The 18,060-nt window shown below is 38.9% G+C and carries 12 protein-coding genes and 2 pseudogenes; 2 read left to right on the top strand and 12 right to left on the bottom strand.

Annotation, left to right across the window (positions count from 1 at the left end; all coding sequences use genetic code 11):
• Positions 1-135: 135 nt before the first annotated feature.
• The 9 genes and pseudogenes from AC4PM4_RS28255 to AC4PM4_RS28215 all read right to left on the bottom strand — a co-directional run.
• Positions 136-981: a ParB/RepB/Spo0J family partition protein gene (locus tag AC4PM4_RS28255; RefSeq protein ID WP_024629526.1), complete on the bottom strand. Its 846-nt coding sequence runs from the start codon at positions 979-981 to the stop codon at positions 136-138.
• Positions 974-1,735: a ParA family protein gene (locus AC4PM4_RS28250; protein WP_024629525.1), complete on the bottom strand. Its 762-nt coding sequence runs from the start codon at positions 1,733-1,735 to the stop codon at positions 974-976. Before AC4PM4_RS28250 ends, AC4PM4_RS28255 begins: the two co-directional genes overlap by 8 nt.
• A gap of 185 nt (positions 1,736-1,920) precedes the next feature.
• Positions 1,921-2,739: a nucleoid occlusion protein gene (gene noc / locus AC4PM4_RS28245; RefSeq protein ID WP_064641439.1), complete on the bottom strand. Its 819-nt coding sequence runs from the start codon at positions 2,737-2,739 to the stop codon at positions 1,921-1,923.
• Positions 2,740-3,431: 692 nt separating this feature from the next.
• Positions 3,432-4,154 carry a 16S rRNA (guanine(527)-N(7))-methyltransferase RsmG gene (gene rsmG, locus AC4PM4_RS28240; protein ID WP_063567385.1) on the bottom strand — a complete coding sequence of 241 codons (723 nt, stop codon included), beginning with the start codon at positions 4,152-4,154 and terminating at the stop codon, positions 3,432-3,434.
• Positions 4,154-6,034 carry a tRNA uridine-5-carboxymethylaminomethyl(34) synthesis enzyme MnmG gene (mnmG, locus tag AC4PM4_RS28235; protein ID WP_491615090.1) on the bottom strand — a complete coding sequence of 627 codons (1,881 nt, stop codon included), beginning with the start codon at positions 6,032-6,034 and terminating at the stop codon, positions 4,154-4,156. The genes rsmG and mnmG overlap by 1 nt, the downstream gene beginning before the upstream one ends.
• 93 nt (positions 6,035-6,127) lie before the next feature.
• On the bottom strand, positions 6,128-7,936 hold the full coding sequence (locus tag AC4PM4_RS28230) for an ABC transporter ATP-binding protein (protein ID WP_491615089.1): 1,809 nt from the start codon (positions 7,934-7,936) through the stop codon (positions 6,128-6,130).
• Positions 7,937-7,951: 15 nt separating this feature from the next.
• Positions 7,952-9,214: a lanthionine synthetase C family protein gene (locus tag AC4PM4_RS28225; RefSeq protein ID WP_491615088.1), complete on the bottom strand. Its 1,263-nt coding sequence runs from the start codon at positions 9,212-9,214 to the stop codon at positions 7,952-7,954.
• A 75-nt stretch (positions 9,215-9,289) separates the two neighbouring features.
• The gene (locus AC4PM4_RS28220) at positions 9,290-12,439 is read right to left on the bottom strand and encodes a lantibiotic dehydratase (protein ID WP_491615087.1); all 3,150 of its coding nucleotides are present in this window, start codon (positions 12,437-12,439) and stop codon (positions 9,290-9,292) included.
• Positions 12,440-13,368: 929 nt separating this feature from the next.
• Positions 13,369-13,876, bottom strand: a pseudogene (locus tag AC4PM4_RS28215) (transposase family protein); the annotation flags it as partial.
• A 44-nt stretch (positions 13,877-13,920) separates the two neighbouring features.
• Here AC4PM4_RS28215 and AC4PM4_RS28210 point away from each other — a divergent pair.
• A complete protein-coding gene (locus AC4PM4_RS28210; RefSeq protein WP_491615086.1) occupies positions 13,921-14,052 on the top strand; it encodes a hypothetical protein in 132 nt (43 codons plus the stop codon).
• 294 nt (positions 14,053-14,346) lie between these two features.
• A pseudogene (locus AC4PM4_RS28205) lies at positions 14,347-14,796 on the top strand (transposase).
• A gap of 51 nt (positions 14,797-14,847) precedes the next feature.
• Here the strand turns inward: AC4PM4_RS28205 and mnmE are convergent.
• The 3 genes from mnmE to AC4PM4_RS28190 form a co-directional block, all read right to left on the bottom strand.
• Positions 14,848-16,224 (bottom strand): tRNA uridine-5-carboxymethylaminomethyl(34) synthesis GTPase MnmE, encoded by a 1,377-nt coding sequence (gene mnmE / locus AC4PM4_RS28200; protein ID WP_491615085.1) that lies wholly within the window; start codon positions 16,222-16,224, stop codon positions 14,848-14,850.
• Positions 16,225-16,444: 220 nt separating this feature from the next.
• On the bottom strand, positions 16,445-17,146 hold the full coding sequence (gene jag / locus AC4PM4_RS28195; protein ID WP_090902655.1) for an RNA-binding cell elongation regulator Jag/EloR: 702 nt from the start codon (positions 17,144-17,146) through the stop codon (positions 16,445-16,447).
• Positions 17,143-18,027 (bottom strand): YidC/Oxa1 family membrane protein insertase, encoded by an 885-nt coding sequence (locus AC4PM4_RS28190; RefSeq protein ID WP_491615084.1) that lies wholly within the window; start codon positions 18,025-18,027, stop codon positions 17,143-17,145. Before AC4PM4_RS28190 ends, jag begins: the two co-directional genes overlap by 4 nt.
• Positions 18,028-18,060: the final 33 nt, after the last annotated feature.

Genomic DNA, 18,060 nt, shown 5'->3' with positions numbered 1-18,060 from the left:
TAATTGATCGTTCTGTTTGGATGAAAAATTCCCTATAAACAAACAATGACATATCGTTTCTCCATGGTACAGAGGCGATATGTCATCACATGAAAAAGCCCCGCATGTTGTTCATCGATCATGGAGTCATGACTATTATTGCAACAGTTCCAACAGTCGCTCCAGATCTTGTTTGCTGTAGTAGTTGAGCTCAATTTTGCCTTTATCTTTGTTATGCTTAATTTTCACCGTTGTTTTGAACCGTTCACGTAAAGACTCTTCCAATGTATCAATAAATGGATCTTTTTTCTTCAACTTGGATTTGGCTTTCGCTTCACCCGTTTTGGAACGATCCAATTGTTGAACAGCCTCTTCCAGTTCACGTACACTCCACTGCTGATCAATAGTTTGTTTTGCCAGCTGCTTCACAAGGCTTTCATCCTTAACACCGACGATAGCACGTGCATGCCCCATTGACAATGTTCCACGTGAAACATGATCCTTCACTTCTTCCGGCAATGATAACAAACGTAGGAAGTTAGCGATGTGAGAACGTGACTTACCCACTTTTACGGAGAGCTCTTCTTGGGTTAATCCAAACTGGTCCATCAACCCCTGATAAGCAACTGCAACTTCCATCGCATTCAGATTTTCCCGCTGCAAGTTCTCGATTAAAGCAATCTCCATAACCTGCTGATCACTGAAATTACGAACTACGGCAGGCACAGTGGCATTACCGCAATATTGGGAAGCTCTGAAACGACGTTCACCAGCAATGATCTCATAACCTCTCAAAACAGGTCTTACAATAATAGGTTGTATAACACCATGTTGACGGATTGATTCAGCGAGTTCATGTATCGCATCCTCATCAAATACTTTACGAGGTTGGTAAGGGTTTGCCCGCAGTTGACTAATCGGGATTTCTACGACTTTATCATCGTCATTAATTGAAAGCGAAGGAATGAGGGCATCAAGACCTTTTCCAAGCCGCTTACTCATAAGAAATCACTTCCTTTGCGAGCTCTAAATAAACTTCAGCCCCTCGGGATCGAGGATCATACGTAATGATAGACTGACCATGAGAAGGTGCCTCACTAAGCCGCACATTGCGCGGAATAATGGTCTGATACACCTTTTGTTGAAAATACTTCTTCACTTCTTCAATCACTTGAATGCCCAGATTCGTACGAGCGTCGAACATCGTCAGCAATACCCCTTCAATCTGCAGGGATGTATTCAGATGTTTCTGCACCAAACGTACCGTGTTGAGCAATTGGCTCAACCCTTCGAGCGCATAATACTCACACTGAATCGGAATAATCACCGAATCTGAAGCTGTCAACGAGTTGATCGTTAACATGCCTAGAGAAGGTGGACAATCGATCAGTATGTAATCATAGTTTTTTTTCACCATGGCGAGTGATTTTTTCAAGCGAACTTCCCGTGATATCGTGGATACCAGTTCAATCTCGGCTCCGGCAAGCTGAATCGTTGCAGGTATGATATGAAGGCCTTCAATCTGAGTTTCCACAATCGCTTCCTGAGGGGGAACTTCATTAATGATGACATCATATATACAATTGGCCACATCTGCTTTGTTGATTCCGACTCCACTGGTTGTATTCCCCTGGGGGTCAATATCGACAAGCAATACCCTTTTCCCGAGCGAAGCCAGTCCTGCACCCAAGTTAACAGATGTCGTCGTTTTCCCCACACCGCCCTTTTGATTTGCTACGGCCATAATCTTAGACAATTACTTCACCTCAAATAAAATAGGAGTCTTTTCTTGTAGGTTGTGAGCTACAGTTAACAAAAAGCAGGTGGCTATCATCCACACAAACATCAACTACCGTTTCTTCATGGTGCTATTCTACGTTGTTCATGCCACTCTCAACTTTATAGACAGAAAAAGCGGCCCATTGCCGCCTTAAGCTTCAATTATTTGCGTTTCGGGATATGGATAACGATCTCGTAATGGTCCTCATGGTCCGCTTCCTTGGTTTTGATGTCTAGACCGGAGCCCGATACCATATCAATGGATTGACGAATCGTATTAAGTGCAAGTCTAACGTCCTTGGTGAATGAGACACGTTTGGATTTTTTGATCTTCGAGGATTCCTTGTAAAAGGCAACCCGCGCTTCCGTTTGTTTTACATTCAACTCTTTATCAATAATTTCGCCGAGCAATTTCATTTGCAACTCTTCCGTATCCAATGAAAGCAAAGCTCTGGCATGACGCTCCGAAATCTTACGTTCCATCAGCGCTGTCTTAATGCCATCTGGAAGCTGTAGCAACCGGATTTTGTTGGCGATCGTCGACTGGCTTTTGCCTAATCGCTGCGCAAGACTTTCCTGTGTAAGTTGGTGCAGGTCAATCAATTTCTGATAAGCAACAGCCTCTTCAATGGAAGTGAGTCCCTCACGCTGCAAGTTCTCGATCAATGCGATGGACGCTGCCTGAGAGTCGTTGAATTCACGTACAATGGCCGGGATATGATCCAAACCAAGTTTTCGAACTGCACGCCAGCGACGTTCCCCGGCGATAATCTCATATGATCCATTTCGTACGCGGACGACAATCGGTTGTATAACTCCATGTGTCTTGATCGTCTGCAACAACTCATCAATTTTATCATCATCAAAAATAGTACGGGGTTGATATGGGCTGCTCACAATTTCATTGACCGGAATTTGTTTAATCTCATCTCCGTTATTGCGCTCCGCCAAACCAAACAACTTCGAAAATTGTTCTTTCATTCCGTATATTACCACCTAGTTTCGTAATAGCTCCCGCAAGGTGCAGGTGCTTCTTATTCAATATGCGACCTGTTCAAATGCTGTCGTTCTTCGAATAAGTTTTGCCTTCCATGACGCTTTCTGTAACCTATACATTAATGCTCAAAAAATCTATCTATACATATAATCTATGATCTCTGTAATCCAGGACCGGATACTTCTATTCTATCATCTTTTCTTCCATAATCCTATGTTTACCTATTCTTTAAACTCTCCTAATTTTCCTGCTTTTTCTTCATGAACATTAGCTATATGACTGCTTATACACAATAAGATATAGAGAATCTCTGTAGACAGGACCTGCTCATAGTAGCTACATTATGTACTCATTTGATACCATGTGAAAATGGTTTTTCAAAAGAATAACTCGGTGGCAGGAAAACCTCTTTCTTACGTATCTCCCTTAGCTTGAACAAGAACAATAGTTATTCATCAAGAAAACTTCTATTTCAAAATAAATATTATCGATTTCACTTTTCTCTGCTCAATGTAATCGTAATGCGGATGTTATCTATACCTAGATAAAAAATCAAAAAAACAAAAAGAGGATGTTTCACGTGAAACATCCTCTTTACTCTTATTCAAAGTTCTCCATTAAATAAACGAAGAATGATCATCTTACCTTTTTAATACATACGATGTTGCGCCAAGAACTATACCAAAGGTGTTTTTAATGGTGTCCCTGGTTTACGTGGATATTTAAAAGGTGTCTTATCAAACTTCTGAATCAGAATGATATGACGTGCCGACTCTTCAACCGGTAGCTGGAACGGATGAACTGCTTTTACCCGTCCTTTCAGCTGATTAAAGCTGAATTCAGCTTCCTTCATTTCTTCCCGCGGGTCTCCACCCTTCATTGCAGCGAATAATCCACTTTTGCGAACAAATGGCAGACAGAATTCGTTAAGCACTGCTAGCTTAGCAACTGCACGCGCAGTAACAAGGTCATAGCTGTCACGATATCCTTCTTTGCGTCCAAGTTCCTCCGCACGACCATGAATCAATTCTACATCGGTCAAGCCGAGCGTATCTACAAGATGCTGCAGAAAGCCAATACGTTTATTTAGCGAGTCAATGATCGTCAGCTTAATATGCGGGAAACAAATTTTAAGAGGTAGTCCTGGGAAACCTGCCCCTGAACCAATATCTGCGAGTTTGTTTACCTTAGACATATCTGTATAAAACGCGAGCGATACCGAATCATAGAAATGCTTTGTATATACTTGTTCACGTTCGGTGATCCCGGTTAAATTCATCTTTTCATTCCAAGCTACCAGCTCCTGAAAATACAACTCGAATTGCTCCAACTGGCGTTCATCTAGCTCCAGTCCATGTTTCTTCAGGCGCCGTTGTAGCTGCTGTTGAATATCGTCCATTATTGTCCCCTTGCTGCGGTTACACGGTTATAATGCTCCAGGTAAACCAGCAGAATGGAGATATCCGCAGGAGTAACCCCGGCAATACGGGACGCCTGTCCTATCGAGATTGGACGAATCTTAGCGAGCTTCTGCTTTGCTTCCATAGCAAGGCCATGAATTTCGTCATATATAATCGTGTCCGGAATTTTTTTCTTCTCCATTTTTTGCAAACGTTCCACGTGGATCAATTGTTTCTCAATATAACCCGCATATTTAATTTGAATTTCTACTTGCTCTTTCATGTCAGCAGTCAGTTCCACCTCAGAAGGTGAGATCTGCTCAATCCAGTCATACCCGATCTCTGGGCGGCGCATCAATGTAAGAAGTGTGCTACCATCCTGAATCGGTGTGGAACCGATCTCTTCCAGCTTCGAATTTACTTCGACAGGGCGAACTTTAGCTGCCTTCAAACGAGCCACTTCCTGTTCAACTTTTGCCTTTTTGTCCAGGAATTTAGCGTAACGCTCATCAGGAATCAACCCAATATCGTGGCCAATTTCCGTCAAACGCATATCGGCATTATCATGACGAAGCAACAAACGGTATTCTGCACGGGAAGTCAGCAGACGATAAGGTTCATTCGTACCTTTTGTTACGAGATCATCAATCAGTACACCAATGTACCCTTGGGAGCGATCCAGTACGACAGGCTCTTTATCCTGTACTTTACGTGCAGCGTTGATACCGGCCATTACGCCTTGTCCTGCCGCTTCTTCGTACCCGGAGGTACCATTAATCTGCCCTGCTGTGAACAGACCTGGCAGACGTTTCGTTTCAAGTGAAGGCCACAGTTGTGTAGGCACCATCGCATCATATTCAATAGCGTAGCCGTTACGCATCATTTCTACTTTTTCCATGCCCGGAATTGAGCGGAGGACCGCCAATTGAACATCTTCTGGCAGACTGGTAGATAGACCTTGTACATAGTATTCCGATGTGTTTTTGCCTTCTGGCTCCAGGAAAATCTGATGCTTCGGCTTGTCGCTGAAACGCACAATTTTATCCTCGATCGAAGGGCAATAACGCGGTCCGGTACCTTCAATAACGCCTGAGAACATAGGTGCACGGTGGAGATTATCGTTAATAATCTGGTGTGTTTCCACAGACGTATACGTCAACCAGCAAGGCAGCTGCTCATTATCGGAAGATTCCGTTTCATAAGAAAAGAACTTCGGTTTATCATCACCTGGCTGAATTTCCGTTTTGCTAAAATCAATCGTATCCTTATGCACACGCGGTGGTGTACCTGTTTTAAAACGAACCAGGTCAAAACCAAGCTCACGCAGATGCTCGGATAACTTAAGGGAAGGCTGTTGATTATTCGGGCCACTCTCGTACATCAACTCACCCATAATTACTTTACCGCGCAGATACGTACCTGTTGTCAATACAACGGCTTTGGCACGATATTCTGTACCCGTCTGAGTAACCACACCTACACACTGTCCGTCTTCAACGATCAGGCGATCAACCATGCCTTGGCGCATCGTCAGGTTGCGTTCATTCTCCATCGTTTCTTTCATCGTATGCTGATAAGAGAACTTATCGGCCTGAGCACGAAGCGCATGCACAGCAGGTCCTTTACCTGTGTTGAGCATTCGCATCTGAATAAAGGTCTTATCAATGTTCCGTCCCATCTCTCCACCAAGTGCATCAATCTCACGTACCACATGTCCTTTTGCCGGTCCCCCAATAGATGGGTTACAAGGCATGAAGGCCACCATATCCAGATTGATGGTAATCATCAGTGTTTTCGAACCCATACGGGCTGCAGCCAGTGCCGATTCCACACCAGCATGTCCTGCCCCTACGACGATTACATCATATATATTTATCATAAATAAACCGCCTTTATTTGGTTGAATTATTCTTTATATCTCCTCCATCATAGCACTATTTTATCTAAAATCAATTCACACTAATTAGAATTGTTACTTATTGTAAGAAGACAATTGTAAATTGTACAAGTTCATGTATTTCCCTTTCTTGTTCATTAAATCGGAGTGTTTACCTTCTTCCAATATTTCCCCATCTTCTAAATAGTAGATGTAAGAAGCATGTTTAATTGACGAAAATCGATGTGTAATGTAGAGCCCTATCTTATCTTGCATGATACTCCTAAAATGATTAAATACTTCTTCTTCAGATTCTGCATCCAATGCTGAGGAAGGTTCATCCATAACATAAAAGTCTGCATCCTTTATATATGCTCTAGCTAAAGCAATTTTTTGCCACTGACCACCTGAAAGTTGGTGTCCTTCAGGAAACCATTTTCCAAGTTGTGTATCTACTCCGTTAGGCAACTTATCAACTAATAGTTCTAAATTTGCCTTTTTTATACTATCATAAAGTAAATCTTTATTATTGATTTGCTCCAAATTTCCAAATCCAATATTTTCACGCATTGTTAGTTCATAGTGTACAAAATCCTGAAAAACTACTCCTACCTTTTTGCGTAAAGAATCAACATCATAACGATTAATGTCTATTCCATTAATGAATATATTTCCCTCAAAATTCAAGTATAACCGTGTTATTAGTTTTACAATGGTTGATTTTCCTGATCCATTTTTTCCAACTAAGGCGACAATCTGTCCCTTTTTTAGTTCAAAGTTAAGCTTATTTAATACATAATTACTTTGCCCCGGATACATAAATGATACATTTTCGAATTTAATAGATTCTATATCAGTGAGATTAATTTGTTTATTAGCATCTAATTTCTGTTTTTCAAGTGGTTCCTTATTTAAAAATTGGAACAATTGTGATAAATACATTGTATCTTGCATAAGAACCGTGTATTCACTAATAATCATTTGAGAAGTACTTGTCGTGTTGACTATCCCCTGTAAGTAACTAAAAAAACTCCCTGCCAATATAACTCCAGTTAATGTATCTGTCAGTGCAACATACATCGTTAATCCTATGACAGACATATTGAAAATTAAAATTGAGACGTTGACTGTAAATTTTCTTTTATTTATATATTTATCTTTTTTATAAAACTCTCTATATATATTGCGAAAATTTTCGATTAAGTATGAGCCAATATTAAATAATTTTACTTCTTTAACCACTCTATCATTCGTTAAGAGATAATTTAAATACCATGATTTCCTTGTGACCGTTGTTCGGTTTATTATTATTTCATATTCTTGTTTAGTAACTTTCATTAGGGCAATGATGGACCCTAAAGGAAGTATAATTAGTAGCAAAGCAATCCACCATTTCCAAGACATTAAGAATGCTGCTATGGAGAGTAATGAAATAACACTTTGGAATAAAGAAAGTATCTGGATATAAATTTGAAATGGTCGATATGAACCTTCGTTATTTGCTCTTCGGAGCAAATCGAGGGAATCTGAATCCTCAAAATCAGCTAATCCTAACTTTTGACATTTCTCCATTATCAATACATTAACATTATTGGATAGTGTTATTTGATATAAAGCTTGATAATACTGAGAAGCCGCCAGTAATATTTCTTTAATCGTGAGAATAGACACATATACTACTAAAAAATATAAAGAATATTTTAATACAGGGTTACTTATAACTAACGAGTTAACCAGTAGCTCAGTAGAGTATAGTAAGGCTGCGGGAATAAATGCAGATAACATGCTAATGATCAGCAATATCCAGAAGTAATATTTGTTTGTCTGATAAACCAGTTTAATAAAATTCTTGAAGATACCTTTAATTACCGGAGCCGATTCCAAATCTTCTTCCTTGCTAATCATAAAATCCCCCTACTCCTAACTTAGTAATAATCCTTTATTCCAATAAGCATCTGTATCTTCTCTCAAAATGGATATCCAAACTAAAAAGACACCGATCTTTCCGTTTAATAAACCATGATCTAAACTTAGTTGTGTATGATGTCCTTTATACTTTTGTAATAGATGACTTGACAATTGATCACAATATTCTTGTAACCCATTTATATCAACTTTGCTTTTTAATAAGTACATCTGATACAGTATTCCTGCATCACCATGACACAGACCAATATCATCATTTCGCAAGTATAAAGAAGATTCAATTAATCCTTTAAAGGTACTTGTGATCAAATGGTCATAAGAAACTTCTTTTTTTAGCGAATGAAGCCTTATTAAACTTTCTATAAAGCTAGGTTCACCATAACACCAAGAATCTAATCTGGTCTTTTGATTCTTTACGATTCCTTGATTATATTCCCTAGGTCCGATCATTTTGGGCCATATTATGCCTAATTCGTCTCTGTAACTGAATTGTTCAATTAACTTTATAACTCTATCGATAGCTTCTTTTTGTCCATCTACTTCAATGTTGTTTTTCAAACTGTCAACCAGTATACGAAAAGGGCCTAAAATTCCATGTGATAAACTACAGTTTAAATAACCATCAGGATAAAGATCCCTATCAATATCGTGAAATAAATTTTGAGGAGTAATGTGCCAGTTTGGTACTTCTAGATTATTGTATAATTTTGAATTGTTGATTAGTTTTACAAAATACTTATTTATTAAAGAGATAAAATAGGTACTACTTTCACTTCTTGGAGAGGAGAGGAGATACATTGATACTCCAGCAAGTCCCGATATCACATCATAATCGCTCATTTCTACTTTAGAGCATTCTAAATTAGACATGGCTTGATCCCACACTATAGGGATTTGTTCATAGATAAGTTCCTGAAGGAATTCGTAATCTGTCCTGTATTCATTAAAATTTGGGGAACAAACATAACTAAAAGCTACACCACATAATCCGTTCCATAATGACAAAGAGTCTATATTATCATTGTTAACCGCTCTAAAAATTTCATTAAAATATTCATTTTCAATAATTCCCCAGTTTCCATCAGGTTCAAATATAGACATTTGTCCATAAAAAATAGCAAGTGAGGGTAGGCCCTCCACTAAACTTAATTCCATCCAATTATCTTTCTGATTAGCAAAGTTTTTTGGGTCTATATAATGGGTAGCATGCTTTAAGATTTCTCCTTTTATGAACTTTTGGTCCTCTATAACTCTCAATTTTTACGAACCCCTCTCCTAAAATTTTAAACATCTTGTTTATAACAAGATGTTTAAAATTAATACATATAAAATTTATTTAGTAACTTCAATTTTTTTAATAATCTCGTAATTATTTAAAAGATGTCTGGCTAAAGTCATCACTTTCTTCTCTTCATTTCTGTCAGTCCCACATAAACGATTAATGTGCATATGAAGGATGCTAAACGCGATATCCTCATAATCTGCTAAGTTTTTCTCCTTCAGCTTTTTATAGTACTCCTTTAATCCTAAGGTTCTCCATTTAAGAACAGTACTAATTTCTTTTTCCAAATCAGATATGTCTTTTTCATTTCCAGTTTTATGATATGACCAGAAACGGATAAGTTGTTTCCTACGTGCCCTAAACTCTTTTAAATAATTCTTATAATTTATAATATTACTTAATGCATCTATATGATTCTCAGAGTCAACAAACATTGAATCATATAAATCGCAAAAAGATATGATTGCTAAATCTAACCGATCCATAGAACGAGACACTATATTTCTGAGCTTACCTGTTGCTAATGAATCAATCATAAAAAATGACTCAGCATGTTGAATTAACTGATTTCCACCATATCTATGTGATTCAGGGAAATAAGTGTCATATACTACAACTTGAATTAATCCTTCATTTTGTAAATACTCTGTCCAATCTATAATCTTTTGCATATTTGAAAAGAGTCTATTTTGCTTATCTTTTAATCTGAAACGAACATGATTTCTTGGATCTATATAATTTACATAAAAACCAGTTTCTATTATATTATCATCATGTAGTTTATTGATTAGTGAACATACTTCAGTAATTAATTGCGGGGATTGATCTAAAGAACAGTATAGTTTTAAATAAAGCCACTCTTGACCCGGTAAGTGAACTAATTGTTTGTTAGTATATGGATAAAATTCTTTTTTTTCTAATTTGGCTGATTTAGTATACATTGGAAAAACAAATTCAGCATTATAGTTATGCTTATTTGTATCTATAATCCAATTCTCTCCAAAATCCTGATAAGCTTCTGTTAGTAATATGCATGTATAATCATTTAATTTAGTGAATTCTTTATAAAGATCATCTATGAAAAGAGGATTGTCCAAATCAAAAAGAATTCTTGCATCTTGCTCAGTCAAATAAACAAATCTAGGAACTAGACTTGTTTTTCTCCAAATCTGAAACGCACACTTAAACTCTTTTATTTCTTTGATATGTCTAAATTCAACACTATTTAGTCCAATTTTCCAAGTAGCAGAACTCAAAATCATATTTTTGTACTTAATTCTAGGAACAAAACTGAATTTCTCTAATCCTGGTAAATCGAATAGTGGATAAGGACCAAGCCTATGAATACCCATCTCACTAAGAAATCTATATAGGTTTGGTGTTCCTGCAAGACTAGAGTACATATGACTTGTAAAAGGGATCACTTCTTTATTATACTTCTTAGATTTTAAATACATCCTTTTTTCATCTGCTAGTAATACAATGTCAGAAACGGGAATAATAGCATCATCACTTAATGAAGCATTAGTGCCTAGTGGTATTTCATAATTGAATATGGACTGGTTTGATACAACATTTCCATGTCGTGCTATTTTAGGAAGATACGTTACTTCTGCGAAAATGGCTTCGTCATTAAAGCTAGTGTAGATATCCCGAATTTCAGCTAATAACGGTTCGTAACTATCTTGTAATAAGTGGCTAAAACGACCAAAGATCTTACCCATACCATAAGAACCTTGATTTGCCCCTATAACTAGCTCATATTCCCCCCGATTAACCGCTTCTTTGTCTATTGCATGTATAGAAAAGCACATCTCTACTGAACTTGGAGGCGTGACTTCATTCTCAATTGACTTATAATCATTAGTGAAAATTTCAATATCTTCTTCTTTTAAATTAATTTCAATCTTCTGATTTCTTAAACATTGCTCATATAATTGAAAGAAAAATGGGTGCATTTTATTCATTTCGATAAATCCATTCTCGGAAAGTATACTAGGGGGATTCTCATATGAGTATGGCGCTCCTAACCCTAAATCCAATTCCAAAAGTTCAAGTACAGGCACTTCATTTCCTGTTCCATATCTATCAATAAATTCAATATGATAATTGTTGATATATTGAAAATTCCTCTTATTGGATAAAAGCCAAATTACTTCTGTAGCTTTTGAAATATCTTCCTTAAGCCTACTTGACAGATTATTCTGAAGCATAGAAATAGACATATCAATTTGGAGTGGTGATTTGCAATTATGTACATTCTTCATTTTTTTGATAATGTTACAAACCAACTCTTCGCCTTCTCCAAAATTCGTCCTTTCATAACTTTTTATATCACGATTAATATCCGTTATTATAGGCAACAAAGTTGAGTCTGGAGCATTTACTTCTAACCACTCAATTAAGTAGTCAAAAGCTGAGGGAATTAAAAGTGGTGTCCTCAAATTTGTAAAAAGATACTCATTTTTTATAAGTTCTTTTAAAAAATTGAATAATATATTTCTGTCCACAGCTTTGTATTCTTCTTGCATTCTCTTGAGTAATTCTTCAAATGTAATTTCCCCCTCTATAAGTATATTTTTGATAAACAATACGGCCTCAGTACTTCGAATAGTACTATGTTGCAACAAGTGAGATGAATTTTCATTTCTTTGTTCGTCGTCGTTACTTTCAGAATAAATAGATAGATTAGGAATTTTAATTCGAGATTTATAATCTATAACTGTAGAGTTAACCGATAAAACTGTTTTCAAAAGTGTTGAATCCTCATTCTCTAATGTTTTGGTGATGGATACTATCCACTCCATATCAGGTTTAACTTTTTTTTGATTGCGGGAATCATTATTAATAACAATTGAATTATCATCACCCCATTTTCCAATAGCCACCCCAGAAAAAAGGCCGAATGGGGTTGTACGTGAAGTCATTCTAATAAGATATCTTATTAACCCCCTTAACGTGCTTTCTCTTCGTTTATTATCTTCACTCCACAACAACGGTATTGATTCATAAAGTGAAAAGCTTGCGACAGCAAGTGCTTCACGAAAGTGTGGTTCTTCTACAATGCTTCTCATAACCTCAATTGCTTCACCTATTGAGTTATAACGTTTATTCACAAAATATTCAGTATATTTACTTAATGAATAGAAAGAAGTACGAAACATATAATAATTCAAAGGAATAAAATCTAAATTACTCATTTCAACCTCCAAAGGCAATTTAATATTAAAGAAGAGGGCACTAATATTTTTTAATTAAGTATTTTAATTATTATTTTATTCTATACGTGACACAATGGTGTTACATTACAAGTATTAGTTGGGCAGAATGGAGTACATATAATTGGTTTTGTCCAGAGAGTCTTCACAGTAGTAATCCCCGCTGGCTGAGCATCCAATTGAGAGTAAGTGCTAACTTTTGAATCGAGATTAAAAATATCATTATTCATTTTTATTCAGCCTCCGATAAGTTGGTTTTAATTAGTGCCCTCTATGTTAATATTAAACCTTATAATAAATGTTGTTAACTTCAAATTATAAGAAGTATTTAAGGGTGAACATATATAATTTACATTTAATTATATTTTTATACATTATTGATGTATTAATGTCACTGCTTATTTATTATAGAGGTTTTATACATAAATTAGGGTAATATTATTCCAATATATTGTCAATATGTATCATTATATATAATAATTTTTATTTATTGTAAATATATAGAACTTTATACCTATAATAATAAAATTTAGATAAAACTTATGTCGATTTATGTTTATAAGCTAACAAGTACAGCTAGTATTTTATTTATATCTACTATAAGTAACTATTATTTCTATATGGATTGCATTATTATGAAAATTTTAATTTTAAAGTCACCCTAAAAGTAAAGTTTACTTAAATGTTAAAAAAGTTGTAATTCTCTCATAATGATAGAAAATTAAATATAAAGTTGATACCTAGAATTGTGCTTTATTATGAAAGCCGTTGTCGCTAAATATGAAGAATGAGAAAGCACTTAATCTGTTTTTCATTTAAGGAATTAATAGAGCACGATTTTCATATCAAATAAGTGGCTATTTCCGCAGTAGAAGTAGGAAATAGCAGAGATAAAATTAAAACTTCTTTTCTTAAAGTGTAATACTTTTGTTTTTGACAAATTGGCAAACCAAGTGCGACATTTCCTTTGTGAAAGGTTCGTTAGCGGCTTTCCAACCCAAGCATTTTCGTGGTTAATTAGATCTAGTGAACCGGCGAGATCTTCATCCTCCACTTGAGCGAGATCGATGCCTTTCGGGGAAAACTCTCGAAGCAAGCCATTCGCATTTTCATTGAAACGTGTTGTCAAGACGAATATGGATCAGCAAAATAAACGTGTAGTTCTTGGCTTGTTTCCAGATTGGCATAGCATACCAACTCATTTGCTCGGTAAGCTGTGGCTGTAAGGAAAGTACCTGTGGGATATTGTGAGGTGGCTACGCATCCTTTACTTTTTCCACGACCCGATACGACGGTATCCAGTTTCCAATGCCCAAACGATTCACGGGAACGAACCTCTTTGGGACGATCCGAGATCGATCTGCCGATAGCGTATTTACCGCAAGTTTCTGTGGGTTTCTGACGCTTCCCTTTGTGCCGATTTGGAACCATCGTGGAAAGGCCGGCGAAATTCAAGACATGGAGTGAGGAAGTTGGTACCTGTTGTCGGGGTGGATGTGGCGAGAGGTTCGAGTGTGGTGCAAGCGTTTAGGTTACGAAATGAGCCGTTTGGCAAAGCTGTAGACATCATGCAGGAAAAGAGTGGATTTGAATAATTCTCGGGAATGCTAGACATGCTTCAGTCGAAACAGGGCTCGCTCTAGTAGTGGTTCCTGGAAGCCCCAGGACACTACCACCGTGCATTGGTTTCGTGCCTGGACCGAAGCGGCTACACGTACTACATTTCAATCCGTTGCAATCCAAACGAGCCAAAGGAACGCAGTTACACAAAGTGAAAACGGACGCGACGGATGCCTGGCATCTAGCTAGCCGTGAGTCTGCCTGAAGTGGAACTCGTGAATAGTATTCCTGGGATTGGAACAAAGCTGGCGGCTGCCATTATAGCCGAAATGGGCGATGTCAGGTGGTTTAGCGATGCAAAGCAACTCGTGGCGTTTGCAGGTCTTGACCCTTGAATTTTTAGTTCAGGAAAGTTTAAGGCTACAAGCACACGAATAACGAAACGTGGCTCAAAAAGGCTTAAAAGTTCTTTATATCTAGCGGTACAATGCTGTATAGGGGAGAGTGCAAATGCAAGAATCCATTCGTACTACGAGAAAAAAAGAAAAGAGGGCAAGCCCTACAAGGTGGTCGTGATCGCCTGCGCAAACAAGCTTTACATCACATTTATGCCATCTTGCAAAAAAGCAAGCCCTACCAAGTGTAATCCATATTTAACCAAAACCTCTATAGCCGTTGAGGTTATTCGTGTTGATGGAAAAAGTATAACACGAGAAGAAAACTCAGCCAACCTGAAACGCTTGACAAACATTAACTGGTTTTTATTTATTTCCAAGTAGGTGCCGCACTTCATATTTCAATCGGTTTTTTTATAAAAATTCAATAATCTTTTATTTTCCTAAACAGAACTGGGAGAAAATTTGATCAATCAACGCATCATGAGCTGTATCGCCCACGATTTCACCCAGCTGTTCCCATGCCAGACGTACATCAATTTGGATCATATCAATGGGAATCAGCTGCTCTGCCGCTTCATAGGCATCAATGAGCGATTGCTTCGCTTTTTTGAGCAAAGCGATATGACGCACGTTGCTGACATACGTCAGGTCTGCCGACTCCAGCTTTCCGCTGAAAAACAACGTCGAGATGGCATCTTCCAATCGGTCCACGCCCAGATCATCTTTCACTGACATCGGAACAAGCCGTTCCTCAGGGATGTAACGAAGCAGCACTTCGCGGTCCACCTGCGGCGCTAAGTCCATTTTATTCATAATAATAATTGATTGTCTACCGCGTATTTGTTCCAATAATTCAATTTCGTCCTGATGCAATGGCTCGGCAGCATTGATAACCATCAATAACAGATCTGCCTCATTCACAGCAGAGCGAGAACGCTCCACTCCAATCTTCTCCACGACATCCATCGTTTCCCGAATGCCTGCCGTATCGAGCAGCTTGAGCGGTATATTATTAATTGTAACAAATTCTTCAATGACGTCACGCGTTGTCCCCGGAATGTCCGTTACAATTGCGCGATTGTCCTGAGCCAACGTATTAAGTAATGAAGACTTCCCTACGTTTGGCCGGCCCACGATAGCGGTTGTAATTCCTTCACGCAGTATCTTGCCTTGCTCTGCTGTTACAAGCAATTTATCGATTTCAGTCATGACCTGACTGGATTTTTCTTTAATAAATTCAGATGTTAGTGACTCTACATCATGCTCAGGATAATCGATATTAACTTCGATGTGAGCAAGCGTCTCCACCAGCGTGTATCTGAGATCACGCAGCTTGGACGACAATTTGCCCTCAACCTGCTTGAGTGCAACGGAGAAAGCACGATCGGATTTTGAACGAATGAGGTCCATTACGCCTTCTGCTTGGGAAAGATCAATCCGTCCATTAAGAAAGGCTCGCTTCGTGAACTCGCCGGGTTCAGCGAGACGAATATCCAGCTGCAGCAACAGATCCATTACGCGTTTAACCGACACTACTCCGCCATGGGCGCTAATCTCCACGACATCCTCTGTTGTGAAGGAACGTGGCGCCCGCATCACCGTCACCAAGACTTCCTCAATCTTCTCGCCAGTCCCCGGGTCTATAATATGACCGTAATGGACCGTGTGAGATGCTGCCTGTGTTAGTGGGATTTTGCTGCGAAAAATCTTCTCCGTCTCCGACACCGCATCCGGGCCGCTCACCCGGATTACAGCGATACCCGCTTCTCCGACCGCTGTTGATATCGCTGTAATCGTATCACTAATCATCGTTATCTCTCCTTGCTCTATTTTAAAATTGCGCCCTCGGGGCGCTATATTATTTTCAATAATAGTTCAGTTGTTCGGTTACACAACGCTTCTAACCGCATCATTCATATCTTGATATGGCTTAATTGAAGTCGCTCTATAGTTTTGGAAAAGTACTTCTGTACGAAAAAAGCAATGGCTTCTGCACCGGGCAGGAAGCCATTGCGTCTTCAATTTCGCGTTATTTCGTCGTAATGACCACGCGCCGATTGGGCTCCTCGCCCTTGCTGTATGTCTTAATCTGCGAGTGATTTTGCAATTTCGCATGAATGACTTTGCGTTCGAGTGGCGGCATAGGCTCCAGCACAACTTCCTTGCCAGTGCGAATGGCCTGTCCAGCCAAACGTTCAGCCAGATCCTCCAGCGTCTTGCGTCGACGTTGACGGAAATTCTCAGCATCCAGTACGATGCGAACGAAACTTTCCGAATAACGATTTGCTACAATGTTCGTTAAATATTGAAGGGCATCCAGCGTCTGTCCACGTCTGCCAATAATCATGCCCAGATCTTCACCGGCAATATTGAAGATATGTCCGTCACGCTGTTTTTTGATATGCACTTCAACATCCAGTCCCATACCTGCTGCCACTTCTTTTAAGAAAGCCGCCGCTTCCTCATAGGGATTTTTAGCAGCCACACCCTCAAGTGTTGCTTCAACCTGAGGTATATGTGCGGCCGGCTTGATCGGCTGTGAAACAGGTTCGGGCACAGGCAGAAGTTTCACTTCCACTTTAGCGGCCTTCACCCCGATCAAACCCAGGAATCCTTTTGACGGCTGCTCTAACACTTGTATCTCGACCTTGTCCCGGCTTACGCCAAGCTCAGCCAATCCTTGGTTTACAGCATCTTCAACGGTTTTTCCTGACGCAATGACTTTGGTCATTTCGATTTTTTGGCCCCTTTCGAACCTTTTCCAGAGACAGTTGCCTTACCACCGTTTTTGCGTTTAGCTCCATTTCCATTTTTGGAAGAGCTGGTCTGCTTCACGTTGACCTCAGCCACGACTTTATCATTATTCCGGTAAAGGAAATAGTTTTGCACGATCGTGTAGATGTTACTGTAGAACCAGTACAGTGGCAATGCAGCCGGGAACTGATACGACATAACGAAGATCAATATCGGGTACACCCACAGCATGAATTGCATCGGTCCAACCTGCTGTGCAGGGTTCATGCGCATCATCATCCACGTTTGAACGAATGTAGTGATGGCAGCCAGCACTGGCAAAATAAACAGGTGATCCGGTGATCCGAGTTGAAGCCACAAAAAATCATGTGTTCTCAGACTCGAGTTGCCGTAAATTGAGTTATAAAGTGCGATATAAATTGGCATTTGAAGCAACATTGGTAGACAACCCATAGCAGGGTTTACTTTGTTCTCCTGAAATAACTTCATTGTTTCTTGCTGAATTTTCTCAGGTGTATCTTTATATTTAGCTTGAATTTCTTTCAACTGCGGCTGAATAGCCTGCATTGCCTTCGTACTACGAATTGATTTAATCGTCAGCGGCAAGATTAACGTCCGTACAATTAACACCATCACAAGGACGGCCAGTCCATATTCACCGTTAAACCAGTTGGCAAATGTATCGAGCGCCAGTGAGAACCAATAAATAACATTGGCTTGCCAAAAAGAATCACTATTCCTCAGATCTTCCGTAGTAACCCCGGCTCCTTGTGGAGTACATCCGGCGAGTACAGTGACCATTGCAATGACTGCAATGAGGAGAATCCACTTCCCCTTTGATGTCTTCAATCGCGACACTTCATAACCCCTCTCTTAACCATTCCATTCCAC

It is taken from the genome of Paenibacillus sp. MDV22-iso6 (assembly GCF_058408365.1).
This window is presented reverse-complemented; position numbering and strand designations above follow the sequence as displayed.